Below are 18,810 nucleotides of genomic sequence, written 5' to 3' on the forward strand. Positions count from 1 at the left end.
GGTCAGGCGACCGAGCGGCTTCTGCCGGTGTTACGGGAACCGGCAGACCTCGCCCGTGACCTCGACGAAGGAGCGGGCGCCGGCACCGACCGTCAGGCGCACTTCCTTGTCGGCGGTGATCAGATTATGGGTCAGGGGCAGGGTGCCGTTCATTTCTTCCGTCTTGCCGGCGGCATCGGTGAAACGGAGTTTCACGGGCTTGGTCGGATCGTACCAGGCCTCGGGACTGCCCCCTTCATTGCGGGCGGGCACGCCCTCTCCCGTCACGATGATGGCGCCATCGGCAAAGGCGACCTGGGTGTTCGACCCTTTATAGATGGGGGTGGGCAGAACGAACCGTTTGGTCTCCGGCCGGGCGCAGGAACGTGGATTGCTGGTCTGCTCGATCACGAAGGCGATGCGCTCGGGATTGACGCCTTCCGCCAGCTTGCGGGCCATCATTTCGGTCAGCTTGGCCAGATCGCCACCGGGTACTTCCCGCTGCAGGCGGATTTCCAGCTCATTGGCACGGACCTCCTGGGTCTGTGCGATCTGCTGCAACTGCTGGGCGCGGCGTTCGGCCTTGTCCTTGGCCGCGATCATGTTCGCCAGTTCCTCCTGCATGGAACCTTCGCGCGATTTCAGTTGCTCCACCCCCACCAGATAGGAGAAGCCGGCCACGCCGCCCAGCAGGATCAGCCATAGCGCAACCTTGCCCACACGGGCCCAGATGCGACGGCGGTAGCGGCGATGGTGATCGTAAAGGCCGTAGCTCATGTCTTCACAAGGCGAATCAAGGGGATGGGACGGGCCGACCCTGCGGTGACCACAGGGTTCGACCCTACCCAGCCTGTAAGTGAATTACAAGCGTCAGCCCCGTGACTTCAACCCTTGGGCAGCGCCTTCTCGATCGCGGCCGTCAGTTCGGCGGAGTCAGGGGTGACCTTCGATCCATAGGCCTCGATCAGGGTGCCGTCGGTACCGATCAGGTATTTATGGAAATTCCACTTTGGTTCGCCCTTCTGTTCGGCCATCCACTTGTAAAGCGGGTGGGCGCTGGCACCCTTCACCGGCTCCTTCGTGGTCATGGGGAAGTCAATGGCGAAATTGACCTCGCAGAATTCCTTGATTTCCTTGGTGGAGCCGGGCTCCTGCCCGCCGAAATCATTCGACGGCACGCCCAGGATGACAAGGCCCTTGTCCTTGTACTTCTCCCACAGGGCCTGCAGGCCCTTATATTGCGGGGTGTACCCGCACATGGAGGCGGTGTTGACCACCAGCACGGCCTTGCCGCGATAGCTGTCGAGCTTCAGCGGGCCGCCTTCGATGGCGGTGAAGCTGTAATCATAGGCGTTGGCCGCCTGCGCCGTGCCCGTCATGCCCATCACCCCCGCCATCATCGCCAGCCCGCCGGCCAGCGCCAGGAAGCCCCGCCGGCCCGTGAACGCCATGTTACCCATGATGCACCCTCGAAAAAGAAACTAAGACCAGAATGTAGTACGGGCGGGGCGCGCGTCCAGTGATCAAAGCCGGGTCGCCACCTGACGGCCGCCCGTATTGTTCTCCAGACAGCGTTCAAGCGCCACCGCGCGGCGACCATCGGCCCCCTCTCCGGGCATGGAGGACTGGATATAGGTGGCGCAATTGGCGAAATGCGGATGTTCGTCCGCCACCTGCAACGGCGGGCTGACCGTGCCTGGACCGCCACAGGCGGACAGAAGGAGAAGCGGAAACAGGATCAGGGCCAAGCGGCGCATCGCCGCCTCCATCATTGGTTCATGACTAAGCTGTCACGCACTATCGGCCCGTCACCTCTTGCCCGAATGTGATCCGCCGCACAGATTGATGGGCATGGCAGCCGACAGGAGAGAATGTGATGACCGACACTGCCCCGCCCGACTGGCTGCTGACGTCCGACAGCCGTCTGGTCATCATCGATGTGCAGGACCGGCTGCTGGCCGCCATCGACGGCGCCGACGGCATTGTCAGCAATTGTGAAAAGCTGGTGCGGGCGGCCCAGCGTCTGGGTATCCCCGTGGCCGCCACCGAACAGAACCCCGTTGGCATCGGCCCCACCACGGCAGCGCTGGCCGCCCTGATCCCGCTGCGCTTCGGCAAGGTACATTTCTCCGCCACGCGGGAGGCGGACTTCCTGGCCTGGGCGGCGGGTGGCGGCACTCTGGTCCTGGCCGGAACGGAGGCGCATGTCTGCGTCCTGCAGACCGCCCTGGGTCTGAAGGCGCTGGGGCTGCGGGTTGCTGTGGTGATGGATGCCGCCGGGTCGCGGCGGGAGGAAAGCCGTCAGGCCGCCTTCAACCGGCTGCGCGCGCACGGGGTGGAACTGGTGACGGTGGAAATGGCGTTGTTCGAATGGCTGGAACGCTATGACCGGCCGGAATTCCGCGAAGTGCTGCGTCTGATCAAATAGCGGCTTACCCCGCCTCGGCGATCCGGGTCAGGGCATCGATGTCGCATGTCACCCGCCCATGGCCCAGATCGGTGATGGCCCCGCCGCGTTTGAAATCGGAAATCGTCCGGCTGGCGGTTTCCAGGGTGATGGCCAGAATGGCGCCCATATCCTCCCGCGTGAACAGGCGCACGGGCGCATAGGGCGTTTCATCGGCCAGCAGCAGCAGCAGGCGGGCCACCCTTTGCCGCGCATTGCCCGTGGACAGGTTGGCCAGGAACCCGTCGGCCGTGCTCAACGCCTCATGCCATTTTTCCATCAAGCGCTGATGAAGGCGCGGGGTGCGTTCTTGAAGCTGGCGTATGGTCGCGACGGGGATAAGGCAGAATTCCACGGGCTGCAAGGCGACCGCGATATGATCGTATTGCGGCTTCACCAATGCTTCCAGCCCCGCGACGCCGCCCACACGCACCAGCCGCACGATGCGCTGCGTGCCGTCGGGCAGCAGCGTGACCAGCTTCACCAGACCGCGACGGATGGTCAGGATCGACGAGGCAACATCGCCCATGCCGTAAAGCTGGGTGCCGGCCTCGACATGCACCTCCTCGATGGGGGTGTGGATATGGGCAAAATCCGCAGCCTCCAGGTCGGCGAACAGGACCAGATGGCGCACGCCGCAGCTATGGCAGGCGGCGGTGCCCTTCCATGCCGCGTCGATCTGTGTCGCCTTCACCATTGCCCTCCCGAACGGTCCGGGCCGCACTATGCGCCGGCTGGCGTGTCGGGCAAATGCGACCTTTCGCCGTTCGGGAGATTACCATACGGCCTGCTGGACCAGGTCATGCTTCACCCGCTGCGGGCCGTCATCCTCCCGTCTGGGGATATATTTATATTCGACAGCTCCATAGGAAAGGGTGACCGTCTCTGTCGGGATATCACCGGTGCCGCCACCGATGGACACGTTGGAGACGATGATCGTCTCCAGCACGATTTCCAGATATTTCACCTCCCTGCCATCTCCGCTGGGGCGATAGGCACAGAAGATGCCTTTGGCGATGCTCTTGCCGCTCCAGCACAGTTTCAGAAGGTCGTCGGTCGAGGCATCGGTATATTTGGTGAAGGAGAAGTCCGAATGGCTGGCCTGCTCCACCGTACCGCCGCTGGCGCCGTTCCGCGTCGGGGAGGTGGGCTGGTTGAAGGAATGGTTCCAGGACAGGACCTGGATTTCACCCTCATGCCCACTCGCCGTTGCCTCTCCCTTCACCAGGGGGTTGATCAACTTAAGGAACATGCCGCCGGCCATGATCACCATCCTATAAATATCTATAGGATATATGACAGGCCAGGGCGTCGCCAGTCAAACCCGGATTGGACCGTGGCTCAGAACGGGCTGATGGCTTCCAGCACCTGCTGGCCCCAGCGCGGGGTCTGCACGTCGGTCAGGTTGCCGCGACCGCCATAGGAGATGCGGGCTTCGGCGATCTTTTCATAGGAGATGGTGTTGGCGGACGTGATGTCTTCCGGCCGGATGATGCCGGTCAGGGTCAGTTCGCGTACCTCGTTATTGACGCGGACCTCCTGCTTGCCATTCACCACCATGTTGCCGTTGGGCAGAACCTGCACGATCAGGGCGGCGACCTGCAGGTTGATCTGCTCCTGGCGCTGGATCTGACCGGTGCCGGCGCTGTTGGTGGTACCGGTGGCGCTCACCAGGGTGGACGGGTTGACGGTGTTGGGCAGGATATTGTTGGTGCTGGCCTCCAGCCCGAACAGGTTGGGGATGCCGATGCTGTCGCTGCCGTCGCGGGTGCGGCTGGTATTGTTCTGCATCTGGGCGCGGTCATTGATCTGGATCGTGACCGTCATGATGTCGCCGACCCGTGCCGCGCGCTGATCCTTGAAGAAGGCGCGCGCCCCGGACCGCCACAGCGAATTGGCCTGCCGTTCCTGCACCGGCGCTTCCGGCATCGGCAGGCGCACGGGGCGGTAATTGGGATTGCGTGAGGGGTCCTCGATGCCCGACAGGGCCGGGGTCTGGCCGATGGCGGCCAGCTTGTCCGTGACGCAGCCCGTCAACGGCAGCACGGCCAGCGACAGCAGCAGGGTGGTGCGGATGGAACGGGGCAGGGTACGGGCGGACATCTCGGTTCTCCTTACCGGGCCGCCTTCTTGGACGGGCCCGACACTTGACTGACAGGGGTGGGGATCTGGCCCGCGGGACGGACAGCCACCAGATTGGGGCCGGCCACCACGGCTTCGATCACTCTGTTGGAGGACGTATTCACAATCCGTACCAACTCACCCTGGGCCCCGTCGGACAGCGCCTTTCCGGAGGCGGTCAGGCTCATCGTTTCGGTCTGGAGAAGGATGGTGACGGCCTGACCCTTGGCCACCACCACGGGTTCCCGCACGTCGCGGGCATTCACGGCCTGGTTCGGGGCGATGGCCCGGCGCAGGGATTTTCCAACAATTTCAGAGGCTTCGACAACGACACCGGCCTGCATGCGGTCGCGGGGCTGCCGGATCCAGGTGATGTCGGCCTCCCCCACCAGTTCGCCCTGGGCCATGCGGCGCGACAGGACGGGCAGTTCCACCATGTCGACGACACGGGCGCCCACGGTCTGGCGCACGGCTTCCGGCCCCTGTGCCGGGGCAATGATTTCCGCCGTCACCCGGCCGCGCGGGGCGTCATAGGCAAGATTTTCCACGCGCACCGTGGCGTCGTTGCCGGCCGGCAAAAAGAAGGTCAGGCTGCGGTTATCCATCAGCACATCGGCCCCGTCGCCGATGCCCGCCTGTTGCAGCGCCTGGCGCAGACCATCGGCGATCACCTCGTTGCCCACCTGGACGGAAGCGCGTTCCACGATGATCCGGTCGGCCCCGCCCGACGCACGCCAGTCGATGCCGTTGCTGGCGGCGATGCGCGACAGGGTCGGCGCATCCAGGTTGGCACGGCGGCCGGGGGCAGGGGCCATCATCACGGGACGCACCGCCTGATCCCCCGACAGCCCGTCGAACAGGTCGCCCAGCAGAATCTGCCCATCGGCGACCGTGGCGGCCGGCTTCAGCGTGGCGGCACCGGCAGTGGCGGTACCCAGCAACGTGGCGGCGAACAGCAGGGCGGCGAAGCGGTTCATGGCGGGCACTCCGGGGGCGGGCTAGGCAAATTTGTCCCATCACCGGCACGAAGCTGCCGGTGTCGGTCTTAACGGGCGTCAGAAGCCGGGATCAGCGCAACTGGCTGACCGACTGCATCATCTGATCGGTGGTGGAGATGACGCGGGAATTCATTTCATAGGCGCGCTGGGCGGTGATCAACTGGGTGATCTCGGCCACGATATTGACGTTGGAGGTCTCCACAGCACCCTGCATCACACGGCCAAAGCCGGGGGCACCGGGATTGCCGGTGATGGCCTGACCCGAAGCCGGGGTTTCCAGCAGCAAGTTATCGCCGATGGCTTCCAGGCCGGCATTGTTGGGGAAGGCCGCCAACTGGATCTGGCCGACATTCTGCGGCACGGTCTGGCCATCGATCTTGGCCAGGACTTCGCCGTTCGGGTTGACGGTGATATCCACGGTGTTCTGCGGCACCACGATGCCGGGCAGCACCTGATATCCGTCGGCCGTGACCAGCGTGCCTTCGGCGTTAAGCTGCAGCGAACCGGCGCGGGTGTAGGCGGTTTCACCGTTGGGAAGCTGGATCTGGAAGTAGCCCTGGCCGTTGATGGCCAGGTCCAGCGTGTTGCCCGTCGGGTTGATATTGCCCTGTTCGTTGATGCGGTAGATGGCGGCGGCCTTGACGCCCAGGCCCACCTGGATGCCCGACGGGACGATGGTGCCGGCGTCGGAGGAGGTGGAGCCCACGCGGCGCTGGTTCTGGTACAGCAGGTCCTGGAATTCGGCCCGCTGACGCTTGTAACCGGTCGTCGTCATGTTGGCGATGTTGTTGGAGATGGTTTCGACGTTGAGCTGCTGAGCCAGCATGCCGGTGGCGCCGATGGAGAGGCTACGCATGGTTCCGATCCTTCTTGCTGGCTTGATTACTGAGCGCGGGCGAGCTTGCCGATGGCGCCGCGAATGCGCTCATGCTCGGTATCGATCATCTTCTGAACGTTCTGGTAGGTGCGCAGCACATCGATCATCTGCGTCATCTCCACCACGCTCTGGACGTTGCTGCCTTCGATGGCGCCCTGGGTGACCTGGGGCTGTTCGACGGCAATTTCTTCCTGGTTGGCTTCATACAGGCCGCCACCCAGTTCCATCATCTTCTGCTGGTCGGCGAAGGTGACGATCTTCAGCTTGCCCAACGGGCCGGCCTCGGTCGACACCGTGCCGTCGCCGGCGATCCGGATCTGGGTGGCGTCGGCCGGGACGGCGATGCGCTGGTTGTTGGTGTCCAGAACCGGCAGGCCGGAATGATCGACGATCTCGCGGTTATTGTTGAGCTGGAAGGCGCCGCCACGGTTGTACCGGGTGCCGGTCAGCGTTTCGACAGCGAAATAACCCTCACCGCGCAAGGCGACGTCCAGATCGTTATTGGTGACGGTCAGCGGACCGGCATCGACATTGCGCAACAGGCCGTAATCCTGGACGAAGCTCATCCGGTCGCCCTGGCGGTCCGGACGCTCCAGATACTCCAGGAACAGCATGCGCTGCGACTTGAAGCCGGTGGTGTTCATGTTCGCGATGTTGTTCGACACCACGTCCATCTGCCGGCGCAGCGCTTCCTGGCGGGACAGGGTGATGTAGAGTGAATTTTCCATCGCTCGAATTCCTCATGCTGGCCGGTGGCCGTTGCTTGCCGGAATGAAAAGCAAAGGGCGTGCCAACTGTGTGGGGGTGGCGGATTTCCGCCCTTTCCTGTTGCGCCAAACCGGGGGGCGGCAAATAATGCCGGGACCATGATCCTGCCCGACGTCCTGGCCCCCGGCCTCCACCTCGTCTTCTGCGGTACGGCCCCGTCCCGCGTCTCCGCGGCCAAGGGGGCGTACTATGCCAACCCCGGCAATGCCTTCTGGCCGACCCTGGTGCGTGTCGGGCTGGTGCCGGCCGGATGGCGTGCCGCCGACTTTGCCCGCATGAACGATCTGGGCCTGGGTCTGACCGACCTGAACAAGGTGGAGATCGGCAATGATGTCGATCTGACGCCGGACGGGTTCGACATTCCCGGCTTCCAGGCCAAGATGCGCGCCCACTGCCCGGCGGCCATTGCCTTTACCAGCAAGAACGGTGCCCGCCTGTTCCTGGGGTCCAAGGCGCCGCTGCCCTGGGGACGGCAGCCGGCGGATTGGGAGGGGATGGCGCTTTTTGTCCTGCCCTCGCCATCGGGGCAGGCGCGCGCCAGCTTTTCCCTGGGCCCATGGCAGGAGGCGGCCGCCTTTGTCGCTGCAAGACGGCCGGCACCCGTGCTAGGGTGACCGCCAGACAGGTTTGCCGGGGTGAGGGACATGCCCGATCAGGACGATATCGATGCCATGTTTGGGGAAATGGCGAATGGCGGTTCCGTTCGCGCCCTTCCTGAACAGCAGGAGATTTCCGCCGTCTATGATACGGAGGTGGAAATGAGCGTGGTGCTGGGCACCTCCACCATCCGTGTGCGCGATCTGCTGAAACTGGGTCGCGGCGCCATCGTGGAACTGGATCGCAAGATCGATGACCTGTCGGACATCGTGGTTTCCGGCCGCATGGTGGCACGGGGGGAAGTGACGATCGTTGAGGACAAGATCGCCGTCACCTTCCGGGAATTTGCCCGCATCAACCATTGACCTTGCTGGCGGCGGGCGCGGGAACAGGTGCCGCCTGTGACCGCCCGCACAGCGCCCTTGTCTGAATTCCGCATGGTTCATGTCCGACCAGGGGGAAGATGATGGACAAGCTGCAGGCGATGCAGGTTTTTGTGCAGGTGGTGGAACTGAACGGTTTCGCCCGGGCCGCCGACAAGCTGGGCCTGCCGCGCGCATCGGTGACCACCATCATCCAGAACCTGGAAGCCCATCTGGGCACCAGCCTGTTGCAGCGGACCACCCGGCGCCTGTCCCTCACGGCCGACGGGGAGGTTTTCCATGAACGCGCCCTGCGCATCCTGGCCGAGGTGGAGGAGGTGGAGACCGGCTTCATCGAAGGCCGCCGCCATCCCAAGGGAAGGCTGCATGTCGATATGCCCACTTCCATCGGGCGGCTGGTGGTGATCCCGCAGTTGCGGGAGTTCCATGAACGCTATCCCGATATCGAATTGAAGCTGGGCATGAATGACCGGCAGATCGATATCGTGCAGGAGGGGGTGGATTGTGTGCTGCGGGTCGGTGACCTGGCCGACAGTTCCATGATCGCCCGCCGCCTGGGCCTTCTGTCGCGTATCACCTGTGCCAGTCCTGGCTATCTGGAAAAGCACGGGGTGCCGCAAGGGCTGGATGATGTCGCGAGGCATCTGGGTGTCCGCTATTTCTCCCCGCATCTGGGCAACCGCTCCTACCCGTTCGACTTCGTGACTGACGGGGTGGAGATCGAAATCCCGCTGAACGGCGCTATCGCCGTCAATGACAGCGAGGCCTATATCGCCTGCGGGGTGCAGGGCTATGGGCTGATCCAGCCGGGATTGTTCATGGTGCTGGAACAGTTGCGGCGGGGTGAACTTGTAGAGGTGCTGCCGGAGTACCGGCCCCGGCCCATGCCCATCTCCGCCGTCTATCCACCCAACCGCCAGCCGTCGCAGAAGGTGCGGCTGTTCGTGGATTGGGTGGTCAGCCTGTTTGAAAAATGCCCGATCCTGCAGGGCGACGATAAGCCGTTCGCCTGCTATCAGCAGGCGGTGGCGTGAGGCGGGCGGGCTGGCCGTCCTGCGCGCACCAGGGATTGTTCGGATAATCCGAATTCTGTTGTCTGAAAATCGTGATTTATTCGTCGCCCTAAATGGGTGATGCTGCAACTGCTCACTGACCTGCGGACGTTTGTTCGCGGGCCATACTCTATTTTTGTTGGTGGAATATGTTGTTTTCCAAGCCCTTGCGAAATTGCATGGGTGCCAGATGAAAAAGATTTAATGCCTGCGACGGCCATCACAGCGGCGATGCAGCAAACCCGATAAACCTGAGAATTGAGGGAGCCTCACCCGACCGGGTGTGGTTCCAAACCCGAAACAAAGGTGTTGGACAAGGGGCCCGGATCGCCGGGCATCCAAGGGCGGCGCTGTCCCTGACAGGCCAGCCTTGTGTGATCCCCCGTCGATGAACGGCGGCGGGAAACCCTGTTCTGCACCCTTCTGGCAAGGAGTGGTACCCATGTCGATGACGCGTTCCAAGCTGGCCTGGATGATGGCAGCGGGTGTGTCGCTGGTGGTGATCTCGCTGGCAACGCTGCAGGGGCAGGCCGAAGAAAAGCCCGTGGCCGTTGCCGCGATGCCCGCCGTGGAGGTCGACGTGGCCCCCGTGGTGGCACGCAAGGTGGTGGACTGGCAGAGCTATTCCGGACGTCTGGAAGCCGTGGAACGGGTGGATATCCGCCCCCGTGTTTCCGGTACCATCACAGAGGTGCATTTCAAGAACGGGGCGCAGGTGAAGAAGGGTGACGTCCTGTTCACCATCGATCCCGCCCCCTATCGTGCCGAGGTGGCGCGGGCGGAGGCACAATTGGCCGCCGCGCAGGCCCGCGTACGCTTCACGGGCGCCGAACTGGACCGTGCCGCCAAGCTGGTGGCCGACAGCACCATCACCCGCCGCACCCTGGATGAACGCGAGCATAATGCCCGCGACGCCCAGGCCAGCCTGCGGGCAGCCCAGGCCGAGCTGGACGTGGCGCGGCTGAACCTGTCCTATACGGCGGTGACGGCCCCGATCGCCGGCCGTGTTTCCCGTGCGGAAATCACGGTGGGCAATGTCGTGGCGGCGGGCGCCACGGGGACGCCGCTGACGACGCTGGTGTCGGTATCGCCGATCTATGCCTCCTTCGACGTGGATGAGCAGACCTATCTGCGCCATATCGCGTCGGTGAAGGATCAGGCGGGCGTGCCGGTGCAGTTGGGCTTGGCGAACGAGGCGGAATATTCCCGCGCCGGTACCATCGACGATGTCGATAACCGGCTGGACCCCGTGTCGGGTACCATCCGCGTCCGTGCCCGTTTCGACAATGCTGATGGCATGCTGGTCCCCGGCCTTTATGCCCGCGTCAAGGTGGGCGGGTCCGATCCGCAGGCAGCGGTGATGGTGGATGAACGCGCCATCGGCACCGATCAGGACAAAAAGTTCGTGCTGGTCGTCGGCGACGATAACCGCGTCTCCTACCGCCCCGTCCTGCTGGGCAGCCGGCAGGAAGGTCTGCGCATCGTCACCGGTGGCTTGCAGCCGGGTGAACGCATCATCGTCAACGGCATGCAGCGCGCCCGTCCTGGCGACGTGGTGAAGCCCAAGGCGGTGGCCATGGAGCGCCCGGTGACGCAGGTCGCGGCGCGGTAAGCCCCCCAATTCCGCCCCTCGCCCGCGATAGCGGGAGAGGGAGGGGCCCGGGCGCGCAAGCGTTCGGGAGGGGTGAGGGCTCCCCCCCCATCGTTGCTCCTTCACCCTCCCATCGGCTGACACCGATGGACCCCTCCCTCTCCCACTGACGTGGGCGAGGGGCGGCGAATACCCCAATCCGAAGCCCACCCCATCCCGTGCGATCCGCGCGGACCCCGAGGCTTGTCATGAACATCTCCCGTTTCTTCATCGACCGCCCGATCTTCGCGGGTGTGTTGTCGGTGATCGTGTTCCTGGCGGGGTTCATTTCCCTGTTCCAGTTGCCGGTCTCCGAATATCCGGAGGTCGTACCGCCCTCCGTCGTCGTGCGCGCCCAGTATCCGGGTGCGAACCCCAAGGTCATTGCCGAAACCGTCGCCTCCCCGCTGGAGGAACAGATCAATGGCGTTGAGGATATGCTGTATATGCAGTCCCAGGCCAACAGCGATGGCAACATGGCGCTGACCGTGACCTTCAAGCTGGGCACCGACCCGGACAAGGCCACGCAGTTGGTGCAGAACCGTGTCGCCCAGGCGCTGCCGCGCCTGCCGCAGGATGTGCAGCGGTTGGGCGTGACGACGGTGAAATCGTCGCCGACCCTGACCATGGTGGTGCATCTGCGCTCGCCCGACGACCGCTATGACATGACCTATCTGCGCAACTACGCCGTCCTGAATGTGCGCGACCGGTTGGCCCGCATCTCGGGTGTGGGTGAGGTATTGCTGTGGGGTTCGGGCGATTACGCCATGCGTGTCTGGCTGGACCCGCACAAGGTGGCCGAACGCGGCATGACGGCCAACGACGTCGTCAATGCCATCCGGGATCAGAATGTCCAGGTGGCCGCCGGCGTCATCGGCGCCAGCCCGTCCGTGCCCGACGCGCCCCTGCAATTGTCGGTGAACGCTCAGGGCCGTCTGAAGTCGGTCGAGGAATTCCAGGACATCGTCCTGAAGACCGATGGCGGTGCCGTCACCTATCTGCGCGATGTGGCGCGGGTGGAACTGGCCGCGTCGCAATATGGCCTGCGGTCGCTACTGGATAACCAGCCGGCGGTGGCCATCGCCATCAACCAGGCGCCCGGCGCCAACGCACTGGCCATTTCCGAAACGGTGCGGGAGACGATGGCCGAGCTGCGGGCCGACATGCCCGACGGCGTGGAATATTCCATCGTCTATGACCCGACCCGCTTCGTGCAGGCCAGCATCGATGCCGTGATCCATACGCTGCTGGAAGCCATCGCGCTGGTCGTGCTGGTGGTGATCGTCTTCCTGCAGACCTGGCGTGCCTCCATCATTCCGCTGCTGGCCGTGCCCGTGTCCATCGTCGGCACCTTCTCCCTGATGCTGCTGTTCGGCTTCTCCATCAATGCGCTGTCGCTGTTCGGCATGGTGCTGGCCATCGGCATCGTGGTCGATGACGCGATCGTGGTGGTGGAGAATGTGGAACGAAACATTGCCGAGGGACTGTCGCCCAAGCTGGCCACCTACAAGGCCATGCAGGAGGTGAGCGGCCCCATCATCGCCATCGCCCTGACCCTGGTCGCCGTGTTCGTGCCGCTGGCCGCCATGTCCGGCCTGTCAGGCGAGTTCTACAAGCAGTTCGCGATGACCATCGCGATCTCCACCGTCATCTCCGCCTTCAACTCGCTGACCCTGTCCCCGGCCTTGTCGGCCCTGCTGCTGAAAGGTCATCACGACAAGCAGGATTGGCTGACCAAGGCCATGAACAAGGTGCTGGGGGGCTTTTTCCGGGGCTTCAACCGCGTATTCCAGCGCGGGTCGGAAGGATACGGCAAGGGTGTGGGCGGCGTGGTCCGGCACAAGGGGGCGATGATGCTGCTCTATGTGCTGCTGCTGGGTCTGACCGTGGTTCTGGGCCGTGCGGTGCCGGGTGGCTTCGTGCCGGCGCAGGATAAGGAATATCTGATCGCCTTCGCACAGTTGCCCACCGGCGCCTCCCTGGATCGGACGGAGGATGTGATCCGCGCCATGACTGACATCGCCCTGAAGCAGCCCGGCGTCGATCATGCCGTGGCCTTCCCCGGCCTGTCGGTGAACGGCTTCACCAACTCGTCTTCCGCCGGCATCGTCTTCGCCACCCTGAAGCCCTATGAGGAGCGGCAGAAGGACGGCCTGTCGGCCAACGTCATCGCCATGTCCCTGCAACAGCAGTTCAATGGCGTGAAGGAAGCCTTCGTCGCCGTGTTCCCGCCGCCGCCCGTCATGGGCCTGGGTACGCTTGGCGGGTTCAAGATGCAGTTGGAGGATCGCGGGTCGCTGGGGTACGAGGCCCTGGCCAAGGCCGCCAATGATTTCGTGATGAAGGCACGCCAGACCCCCGAACTGGGGCCGACCTTCAGTTCTTATGAAATCAACGTGCCGCAGTTGGATGTGGACCTGGACCGTGTGAAGGCCAAGCAGTTGGGCGTGCCCGTCACGGACGTGTTCGAGACGATGCAGGTCTATCTCGGCTCCCTCTATGTCAACGACTTCAACACCTTTGGCCGCGTCTATCAGGTGCGGGTGCAGGCGGACGCCCCGTTCCGTGCCCATGCCGATGATATCGGCCTGCTGAAGACCCGCAACGACCAGGGCGTGATGGTGCCGCTGTCGTCGCTGGTGCAGGTGACACAGAGCTACGGCCCCGAAATGGTGGTCCGCTATAACGGCTACACTGCCGCCGACATCAATGGCGGCCCGGCCCCCGGTTATTCCTCCGGTCAGGCCGAGGCGGCGGCGGAGCGGATCGCGGCGGAAGTGCTGCCGCGCGGGATCAAGTTCGAATGGACCGACCTGACCTATCAGCAGATCCTGGCGGGCAACGCTGCCCTGTGGGTGTTCCCCATCTCCGTCCTGCTGGTCTTCCTGGTGCTGGCCGCCCAGTATGAAAGCCTGACCCTGCCGCTGGCCATCCTGATGATCGTACCGATGAGCCTGATGTCGGCCCTGGCCGGTGTCTGGATCACGGGTGGGGACAACAACATCTTCACCCAGATCGGCTTCATGGTGCTTGTGGGCTTGTCAGCGAAGAACGCGATCCTGATCGTGGAATTCGCCCGTGAGCTGGAAACCCATGGCCGTACCGCGGTTCAGGCCGCGATCGAGGCCAGCCGGTTGCGTCTACGCCCCATCCTGATGACCTCCATCGCCTTCATCATGGGCGTGGTGCCGCTGATCACCTCCACGGGGGCAGGCGCGGAGATGCGTCAGGCCATGGGTGTGGCCGTGTTTGCCGGCATGCTGGGTGTGACCGTGTTCGGCCTGCTGCTGACCCCGGTCTTCTATGTCCTGTTGCGCTTCATGGTCGGTGCCAACCGCCGGCAGCCGCAGCCGGCGGTTCCGGCGGGCATGGTGGCCGCCGGGGACTGACCCCACGCACAAGCAAAACCCCCGCCGGAGCGATCCGGCGGGGGTTTTTGTTTCAGGTCTTCCGCTTATGCATCTTGTGCCACAAAAACAGGCCGCCCAGGCCCAGGATGGCCAGGATGATCACGGCATCGAACCGGTGCAGCCAGGTGCGCAGGGTGGGGTCGTTGTTCCACTGTTCCCCCAGCATCACCCCGACATAGGCCAGCGCAAAGCACCAGGGCCAGGAGCCAAGGAAGGTGTAGATATGGAACGGTAGCTTCTTCATGCCCACGATGCCGGCGGGCAGCGCAATGAAGGTGCGGATGACGGGCAGCAGCCGGGCAATGAACACGGCGGCATTGCCGAAGCGGGCGAAGAACCGGTCGGCCATGTCCAGGTCATGTGCATCCAGCAGCACATACCGGCCCCAGCGCAGGATGGCTGCCCGACCCCCATATCGCCCCACCAGATAGGCCACTTCAGACCCGATATTGCAGCCGATGGCGCCGGCGGTGGCCACCAGCATCAGGTTCAGCGTGCCCGTGGAAACCAGATAGCCCGCGAACGGCATGATGATTTCCGACGGCAGGGGGATGCAGGCGGACTCGATCCCCATCAGCAGGGCCACGCCGGCATAGCCCATGGCGTCGATCACGCCGACAATCCAGCCGGCCACCAGTTCCAGAATATGCGCAATCAATTTCGGCTCCGCTCGCGGTGACATTCAGCCCTTGGTCGCGGCAGAGACCATGAATGACGCCCGCACCGCAAGGGGGCGATGGGACAGGAGGGCCCGTCACGATCCGGCGCGGTCGGGGAGAACGCGAGCGCCTTGGCGTGACGGGCCTTCGGGGGACAGGGCCCCCGGCAGAAGCGCCCCGTCAGGGGGTGATGGTGACGCTGGTGCTGGCCGGCTGGACGTTCCAGCCACGGACCGCCACCTTGGGCGTGCCCGACCCGGCCGCATCCGCCGGATAGGTGACGGTGACCTGTCGTGTCTCACCCGGCAGCAGCGTCACGTAATTGTCGCTGATATAGGCGGGCAGGATGCGGCTGCCATCCGCCTTTTGCGGGGTCAGCTTGGCCAGCAGGGCCGGGGACGTACCCTGGTTGGTCAGGCTGACATCCCAGGCCACCTCCCCATTACCGCCGACCTTGCCCTTGGCGGACAGGGCGACTGGTGTCGCGGGCAGTTCGTTCAGGCGCTGGTGCGACGGGGCGTCGGCCGCCACCCAATAATCATTGCGCGACAGCACCGCCCCGGCCCCGTCGGTCAGTTCCAGGCTGACCAGCACCAGCTTCTCTGCGGCCAGCGGCCCCTTCAGGTCCAGCGTGAAGGGGTGGATGGCGATGCCGGCGGCGATATCGACTTTGTCCGTGCGGTCCGACAGGGCCAGGCCTGCCAGCGACCGTACCCGGGTGGTCAGGCGCAATCCCTGGCGCGGCATCTGGCTGTTATTGATCAGGGTGATGCGATGGTCGGGCAGGTCCAACTGTGCATGCACCGGCTCCGATGCCTTTTTCACACCATAGAAGGCGCCATGCGTGTCGTAATCATGGGTCAGGATCTGCCACATGGTGCTGGGCCAGGCGGGCTGGGTCATCCACAGCATCCGACCGGAATGTTTTGTCCATAGGCCGGCATTCATGCCTTCGAAGATGGCGCGGTAGCCCTCATAATTCAGCATCTGGGCCTTGCGCTCGAAATCCTCCAGGCTGGTGGCGGGGCCGAACTTCACCGCCATGGCATCCATGAAGGTCTGGACGGCGCCATTCCCCGTCTGATGCCAGTCGTGATAGGCCCAGCTATCGGAAATGGGCCACAGCTCCGTTTCCGGCATGGCGGCTTTCAGCGCCTCCACGGTGGGGAAGGACGGGGTGCCCAGTTCCACCGAGAAACCTTGGGCATGTTCGGTGAAATAGGTGTCCGGCTCCCGGTAGTTATAGGGGCCGCTGCCGGCCAGGTTCACGCGGTTGGAGGAGCCGGTATAATGGCGGGTGCCATCCTCCGTCCGGATCATCTCGGCCAGCGCCTCGTTCAGGATCGGCTGCGGCACGCCTTCATTGCGGCCGAACCACAGGACGATGGACGGATGGTGACGATAGCGGCGGACCGTGTCGGCGGCATTGGCCATGAACAAGGGAACGTCCTGCGGCTCCAACTGATAATCCTGGGTGGAGGCCCAGAAATCGTTCAGCACCATCAACCCGTATTCATCGGCCAGTTCGAAGAACTCCTCCTCGGTATTCTGGCCGACCCAGTTGCGGATGACGTTCACATGCGCGTCGCGATGCAGGCGGAAATAGGGTTCCAGCCGGTCCTTGGCCACCCGTTTGCGCCAATCGTCGGTGCCCCAGTTGCCGCCGCGCGCCGCGATGCGCACGCCGTTTACCTTGATCACCAGATGGGGCGACAGGTCGGCGGCCTCCACCGGCTTCACGGCGGGGGAATTCTCGGCACCGGGATAGAGCGAGGCGGCCCAGCCGTCCGGCACCTTGCGGATGCCTTCATGGCTGACATCGATGATCTTCTCGCCCCGTGCCTTGGCCTCGGTCAGGTCGACCTCCACCCGGCGCAAGGCACCCTTCTGGTCCATCAGTGACAGCTCATAGGTCACTTCGCGCAGGCCGAAGCGGATATCGCGGCTGTCGGAGGACTGACCATCGGCGGCGACACTGACCGTCATGTCGTGCAGCGCCGGTTCCCCATAGCCATTGGGCCACCACAGCTTGGGGTTCTTCACGGAAAGCTGCGGGAATTCGGCGGGCGACAGGGTGACGGCACCGCCGCCGGCCGGGATGCTGGCCTGCTTGGTCACGGTGATGCCGTCAAAGCTGGCCGTCACGGTGGCGTTGATGGCTTTGCCGGACAGGTTCCACATCGGGACCGTCACGGTGACATCGGCTTGCGACCCGTCATTGCGGGGCAGGGAGGTGATGATCTGGGTATCGCCCAGGCGCAGATCACCGGTTGCGCGCAAGGTCACGTCGCGCCAGAGACCGGTATTGCGGTCCCGCACCGACGGTATCCAGTCCCAGCCTTCCGACGCCACGAAGGTCGGCCCGTCCAGCGCCATGATGCCGCCATTCTCGCCCACGGCGGAGGTCAGGCTTTCCTCGTGGGGCAAGCCGGGGCGGGGCGGGGGGCTGACCCGGATGGCCAGCGCGTTGGGCCGGCCCGGTTTGGCGACGCCCGTCACGTCGAAGCGGCCCCGGATGAAGGCGCCCTTCATGGCGCCCAGCTTCTGTCCGTTCAGCCAGACCTCTGCCTGATAATTCACGCCGTTCAGGACCAGTTGCAGGCGCCTGCCCGCCTGATCGGCCGGTACCGTGAATTCCGTGCGATACCAATAATCCTGCTTGTTCAGGCTTTCAGGGATGGCCAGATTGTTCAGCCCATAGTCCGGGTCGGGATAGACACCGCGATCGACCAGCGTGGTCAGCACCGTACCGGGCACAGTGGCGCTGTACCAGGATTTGGCATCGAAGCCCGGTTGCGACAACGCAACTGCACCGGCCGCGGCCTTGGGTGCTTCCACCAGCTTCCAGGCGCCCAGCACCCATTCCCCGGCGGTCTTCGGGGCCAGAGCCGGGGTTTCAACCAGGGGCTTGGCGACGGGGGTGGAGAATCCGGTCTTGGCCTTGGGCCGGGTCCAGGGGTCCTGGGGGGCGACCTGCCCATACATCTGCCGCACCTGGACGGGCCAGGTGGGGGCACCGCTTTCGAAATTGGTCAGGTCGACCACCGGCTTGGCGCCGGTCAGGCCCTTCACCTCATCCGCCGACAAGGCGCGGGGCAGGGCGGAGAAGCCGGCCAGACGGCCCGCGAAGGGTGTCGCATCTGCGGGCACGAAGGGGGCGCTGCGGCTACGGCGCGGTGCCAACTGGATCTGGGCCAGGGCTGCCGGGGTCCGGGCGGCGCCGCTGGCCACCTCCTCCCTGCCATCGACATAGAGGCGGACCTTGCCCCCGTCGAAACTGGCTGCCAGGAACACCCATTGGCCGGCCGCCAGCGCCTTGCCGCCGCTGACCAGCGTGTCCCCCGCCAGCAGGGCCGGCTTGCCATCGGCCAGCGCCAGGAACCAGGCCGGCGCCTTGCCGTCCGCCGTGGCGAACCCACCCAGCAGCGTACGGCCCTTGGCCGCCACCGCTTCGCCCTGTACCCAGCCATACAGGGTGAAGGGGGTGTTGGCGGGCACGGGTGTGCCGGGCGATTGTTTTTCATCCAGTTTCGGTTTGGCGATGCCGTCACCGCCCGCCGGGAATTCCGCATCGAACGGGCCGAAGCTGCCGGTCCCCAGGCCGCCGCTGCCGCCCAGCCCCTGGTGCGCCTGTCCCAAGGCCAGCGGCACCGCCAGCCCCAGAGCCAGCGTGGTCATCAGGGATGTGCGCAGCCAGCGCCGTACAACTGCCTTGTTCATTCGCGGTTTCCTTCCCTGGCCGGCCCCTTGCCAGGGCCTTTTCTCATCATCCGCATCGCCGATCCACATGACCGACAGCGATGTCAGGATTAATAAATCAAATTTCATAATTCGAAAAGAGCCGATGCACAGGCGCCCCCCATTTCAACCGGCGTCGCGTTCCGGATTGC

At 64.4% G+C, this 18,810-nt stretch carries 17 protein-coding genes; 6 read left to right on the forward strand and 11 right to left on the reverse strand.

Features of this window, described 5'->3' with window-relative positions:
- Window positions 1–30: 30 nt before the first annotated feature.
- The 3 genes from KBA48_RS09955 to KBA48_RS09965 form a co-directional block, all read right to left on the reverse strand.
- The gene (locus tag KBA48_RS09955) at window positions 31–756 is read right to left on the reverse strand and encodes a hypothetical protein (protein ID WP_292905757.1); all 726 of its coding nucleotides are present in this window, start codon (window positions 754–756) and stop codon (window positions 31–33) included.
- A gap of 107 nt (window positions 757–863) precedes the next feature.
- Entirely contained in the window at window positions 864–1,439 is a 576-nt protein-coding gene (locus KBA48_RS09960) for a glutathione peroxidase (protein WP_292905759.1), read from the reverse strand.
- Between the two features lie 63 nt (window positions 1,440–1,502).
- Window positions 1,503–1,736 (reverse strand): hypothetical protein, encoded by a 234-nt coding sequence (locus tag KBA48_RS09965; protein WP_292905761.1) that lies wholly within the window; start codon window positions 1,734–1,736, stop codon window positions 1,503–1,505.
- A 119-nt stretch (window positions 1,737–1,855) separates the two neighbouring features.
- On the opposite strand from KBA48_RS09965, the gene KBA48_RS09970 reads away from it, so the two are divergent.
- Window positions 1,856–2,407: an isochorismatase family protein gene (locus tag KBA48_RS09970; protein WP_292905763.1), complete on the forward strand. Its 552-nt coding sequence runs from the start codon at window positions 1,856–1,858 to the stop codon at window positions 2,405–2,407.
- A 4-nt stretch (window positions 2,408–2,411) separates the two neighbouring features.
- Here KBA48_RS09970 and KBA48_RS09975 read toward each other — a convergent pair whose 3' ends face one another.
- From KBA48_RS09975 to flgF, 6 genes are all read right to left on the reverse strand, one after another.
- Window positions 2,412–3,122, reverse strand: coding sequence for a Crp/Fnr family transcriptional regulator (locus KBA48_RS09975; RefSeq protein ID WP_367273829.1), 711 nt, complete (start codon window positions 3,120–3,122; stop codon window positions 2,412–2,414).
- 78 nt (window positions 3,123–3,200) lie between these two features.
- Window positions 3,201–3,689 carry a type VI secretion system tube protein Hcp gene (locus KBA48_RS09980; protein ID WP_292905765.1) on the reverse strand — a complete coding sequence of 163 codons (489 nt, stop codon included), beginning with the start codon at window positions 3,687–3,689 and terminating at the stop codon, window positions 3,201–3,203.
- Window positions 3,690–3,766: 77 nt separating this feature from the next.
- Window positions 3,767–4,528 (reverse strand): flagellar basal body L-ring protein FlgH, encoded by a 762-nt coding sequence (flgH, locus tag KBA48_RS09985; protein ID WP_292905767.1) that lies wholly within the window; start codon window positions 4,526–4,528, stop codon window positions 3,767–3,769.
- A gap of 11 nt (window positions 4,529–4,539) precedes the next feature.
- Window positions 4,540–5,523, reverse strand: a complete 984-nt coding sequence (flgA, locus tag KBA48_RS09990; RefSeq protein WP_292905769.1) for a flagellar basal body P-ring formation chaperone FlgA — start codon at window positions 5,521–5,523, stop codon at window positions 4,540–4,542.
- A gap of 91 nt (window positions 5,524–5,614) precedes the next feature.
- On the reverse strand, window positions 5,615–6,400 hold the full coding sequence (flgG, locus tag KBA48_RS09995) for a flagellar basal-body rod protein FlgG (RefSeq protein WP_292905771.1): 786 nt from the start codon (window positions 6,398–6,400) through the stop codon (window positions 5,615–5,617).
- Between the two features lie 26 nt (window positions 6,401–6,426).
- Entirely contained in the window at window positions 6,427–7,149 is a 723-nt protein-coding gene (flgF, locus tag KBA48_RS10000; protein ID WP_292905773.1) for a flagellar basal-body rod protein FlgF, read from the reverse strand.
- A gap of 138 nt (window positions 7,150–7,287) precedes the next feature.
- Between flgF and KBA48_RS10005 the strand changes: the two genes are divergently transcribed.
- The 5 genes from KBA48_RS10005 to KBA48_RS10025 all read left to right on the forward strand — a co-directional run bounded on the left by KBA48_RS10005 (window position 7,288) and on the right by KBA48_RS10025 (window position 14,240).
- Complete coding sequence (locus KBA48_RS10005; protein ID WP_292905775.1) at window positions 7,288–7,803, forward strand: mismatch-specific DNA-glycosylase; 516 nt, start codon at window positions 7,288–7,290, stop codon at window positions 7,801–7,803.
- A gap of 30 nt (window positions 7,804–7,833) precedes the next feature.
- On the forward strand, window positions 7,834–8,151 hold the full coding sequence (gene fliN / locus KBA48_RS10010) for a flagellar motor switch protein FliN (RefSeq protein WP_292905777.1): 318 nt from the start codon (window positions 7,834–7,836) through the stop codon (window positions 8,149–8,151).
- A gap of 98 nt (window positions 8,152–8,249) precedes the next feature.
- Window positions 8,250–9,203 (forward strand): LysR family transcriptional regulator, encoded by a 954-nt coding sequence (locus KBA48_RS10015; RefSeq protein ID WP_292905779.1) that lies wholly within the window; start codon window positions 8,250–8,252, stop codon window positions 9,201–9,203.
- 460 nt (window positions 9,204–9,663) lie between these two features.
- Window positions 9,664–10,833 carry an efflux RND transporter periplasmic adaptor subunit gene (locus KBA48_RS10020; protein ID WP_292905781.1) on the forward strand — a complete coding sequence of 390 codons (1,170 nt, stop codon included), beginning with the start codon at window positions 9,664–9,666 and terminating at the stop codon, window positions 10,831–10,833.
- 227 nt (window positions 10,834–11,060) lie between these two features.
- On the forward strand, window positions 11,061–14,240 hold the full coding sequence (locus KBA48_RS10025; protein WP_292905783.1) for an efflux RND transporter permease subunit: 3,180 nt from the start codon (window positions 11,061–11,063) through the stop codon (window positions 14,238–14,240).
- Window positions 14,241–14,292: 52 nt separating this feature from the next.
- On the opposite strand, the gene KBA48_RS10030 is transcribed toward KBA48_RS10025, so the two are convergent.
- Together KBA48_RS10030 and KBA48_RS10035 are read right to left on the reverse strand one after the other, a co-directional pair.
- Complete coding sequence (locus KBA48_RS10030; protein ID WP_292905785.1) at window positions 14,293–14,919, reverse strand: DedA family protein; 627 nt, start codon at window positions 14,917–14,919, stop codon at window positions 14,293–14,295.
- 181 nt (window positions 14,920–15,100) lie between these two features.
- On the reverse strand, window positions 15,101–18,640 hold the full coding sequence (locus tag KBA48_RS10035; RefSeq protein WP_292905787.1) for a LamG-like jellyroll fold domain-containing protein: 3,540 nt from the start codon (window positions 18,638–18,640) through the stop codon (window positions 15,101–15,103).
- Between the last annotated feature and the right edge of the window lie 170 nt (window positions 18,641–18,810).

The organism is Niveispirillum sp. (genome assembly GCF_017996735.1).
Classification (GTDB): Bacteria; Pseudomonadota; Alphaproteobacteria; order Azospirillales; family Azospirillaceae; genus Niveispirillum.

Coding starts and splice junctions, on each gene's coding strand:
- KBA48_RS10015 (WP_292905779.1), top strand. CDS start 8,250: ATGATGGACAAGCTGCAGGCGATGCAGGTTTTTGTGCAGGTGGTGGAA.
- KBA48_RS09970 (WP_292905763.1), top strand. CDS start 1,856: ATGACCGACACTGCCCCGCCCGACTGGCTGCTGACGTCCGACAGCCGT.
- KBA48_RS10020 (WP_292905781.1), top strand. CDS start 9,664: ATGTCGATGACGCGTTCCAAGCTGGCCTGGATGATGGCAGCGGGTGTG.
- KBA48_RS10035 (WP_292905787.1), bottom strand. CDS start 18,640: ATGAACAAGGCAGTTGTACGGCGCTGGCTGCGCACATCCCTGATGACC.
- flgH (WP_292905767.1), bottom strand. CDS start 4,528: ATGTCCGCCCGTACCCTGCCCCGTTCCATCCGCACCACCCTGCTGCTG.
- KBA48_RS09960 (WP_292905759.1), bottom strand. CDS start 1,439: ATGGGTAACATGGCGTTCACGGGCCGGCGGGGCTTCCTGGCGCTGGCC.
- KBA48_RS09955 (WP_292905757.1), bottom strand. CDS start 756: ATGAGCTACGGCCTTTACGATCACCATCGCCGCTACCGCCGTCGCATC.
- flgF (WP_292905773.1), bottom strand. CDS start 7,149: ATGGAAAATTCACTCTACATCACCCTGTCCCGCCAGGAAGCGCTGCGC.
- KBA48_RS09975 (WP_367273829.1), bottom strand. CDS start 3,122: ATGGTGAAGGCGACACAGATCGACGCGGCATGGAAGGGCACCGCCGCC.
- KBA48_RS10005 (WP_292905775.1), top strand. CDS start 7,288: ATGATCCTGCCCGACGTCCTGGCCCCCGGCCTCCACCTCGTCTTCTGC.
- KBA48_RS10025 (WP_292905783.1), top strand. CDS start 11,061: ATGAACATCTCCCGTTTCTTCATCGACCGCCCGATCTTCGCGGGTGTG.
- KBA48_RS09965 (WP_292905761.1), bottom strand. CDS start 1,736: ATGCGCCGCTTGGCCCTGATCCTGTTTCCGCTTCTCCTTCTGTCCGCC.
- KBA48_RS09980 (WP_292905765.1), bottom strand. CDS start 3,689: ATGGCCGGCGGCATGTTCCTTAAGTTGATCAACCCCCTGGTGAAGGGA.
- fliN (WP_292905777.1), top strand. CDS start 7,834: ATGCCCGATCAGGACGATATCGATGCCATGTTTGGGGAAATGGCGAAT.
- flgG (WP_292905771.1), bottom strand. CDS start 6,400: ATGCGTAGCCTCTCCATCGGCGCCACCGGCATGCTGGCTCAGCAGCTC.
- flgA (WP_292905769.1), bottom strand. CDS start 5,523: ATGAACCGCTTCGCCGCCCTGCTGTTCGCCGCCACGTTGCTGGGTACC.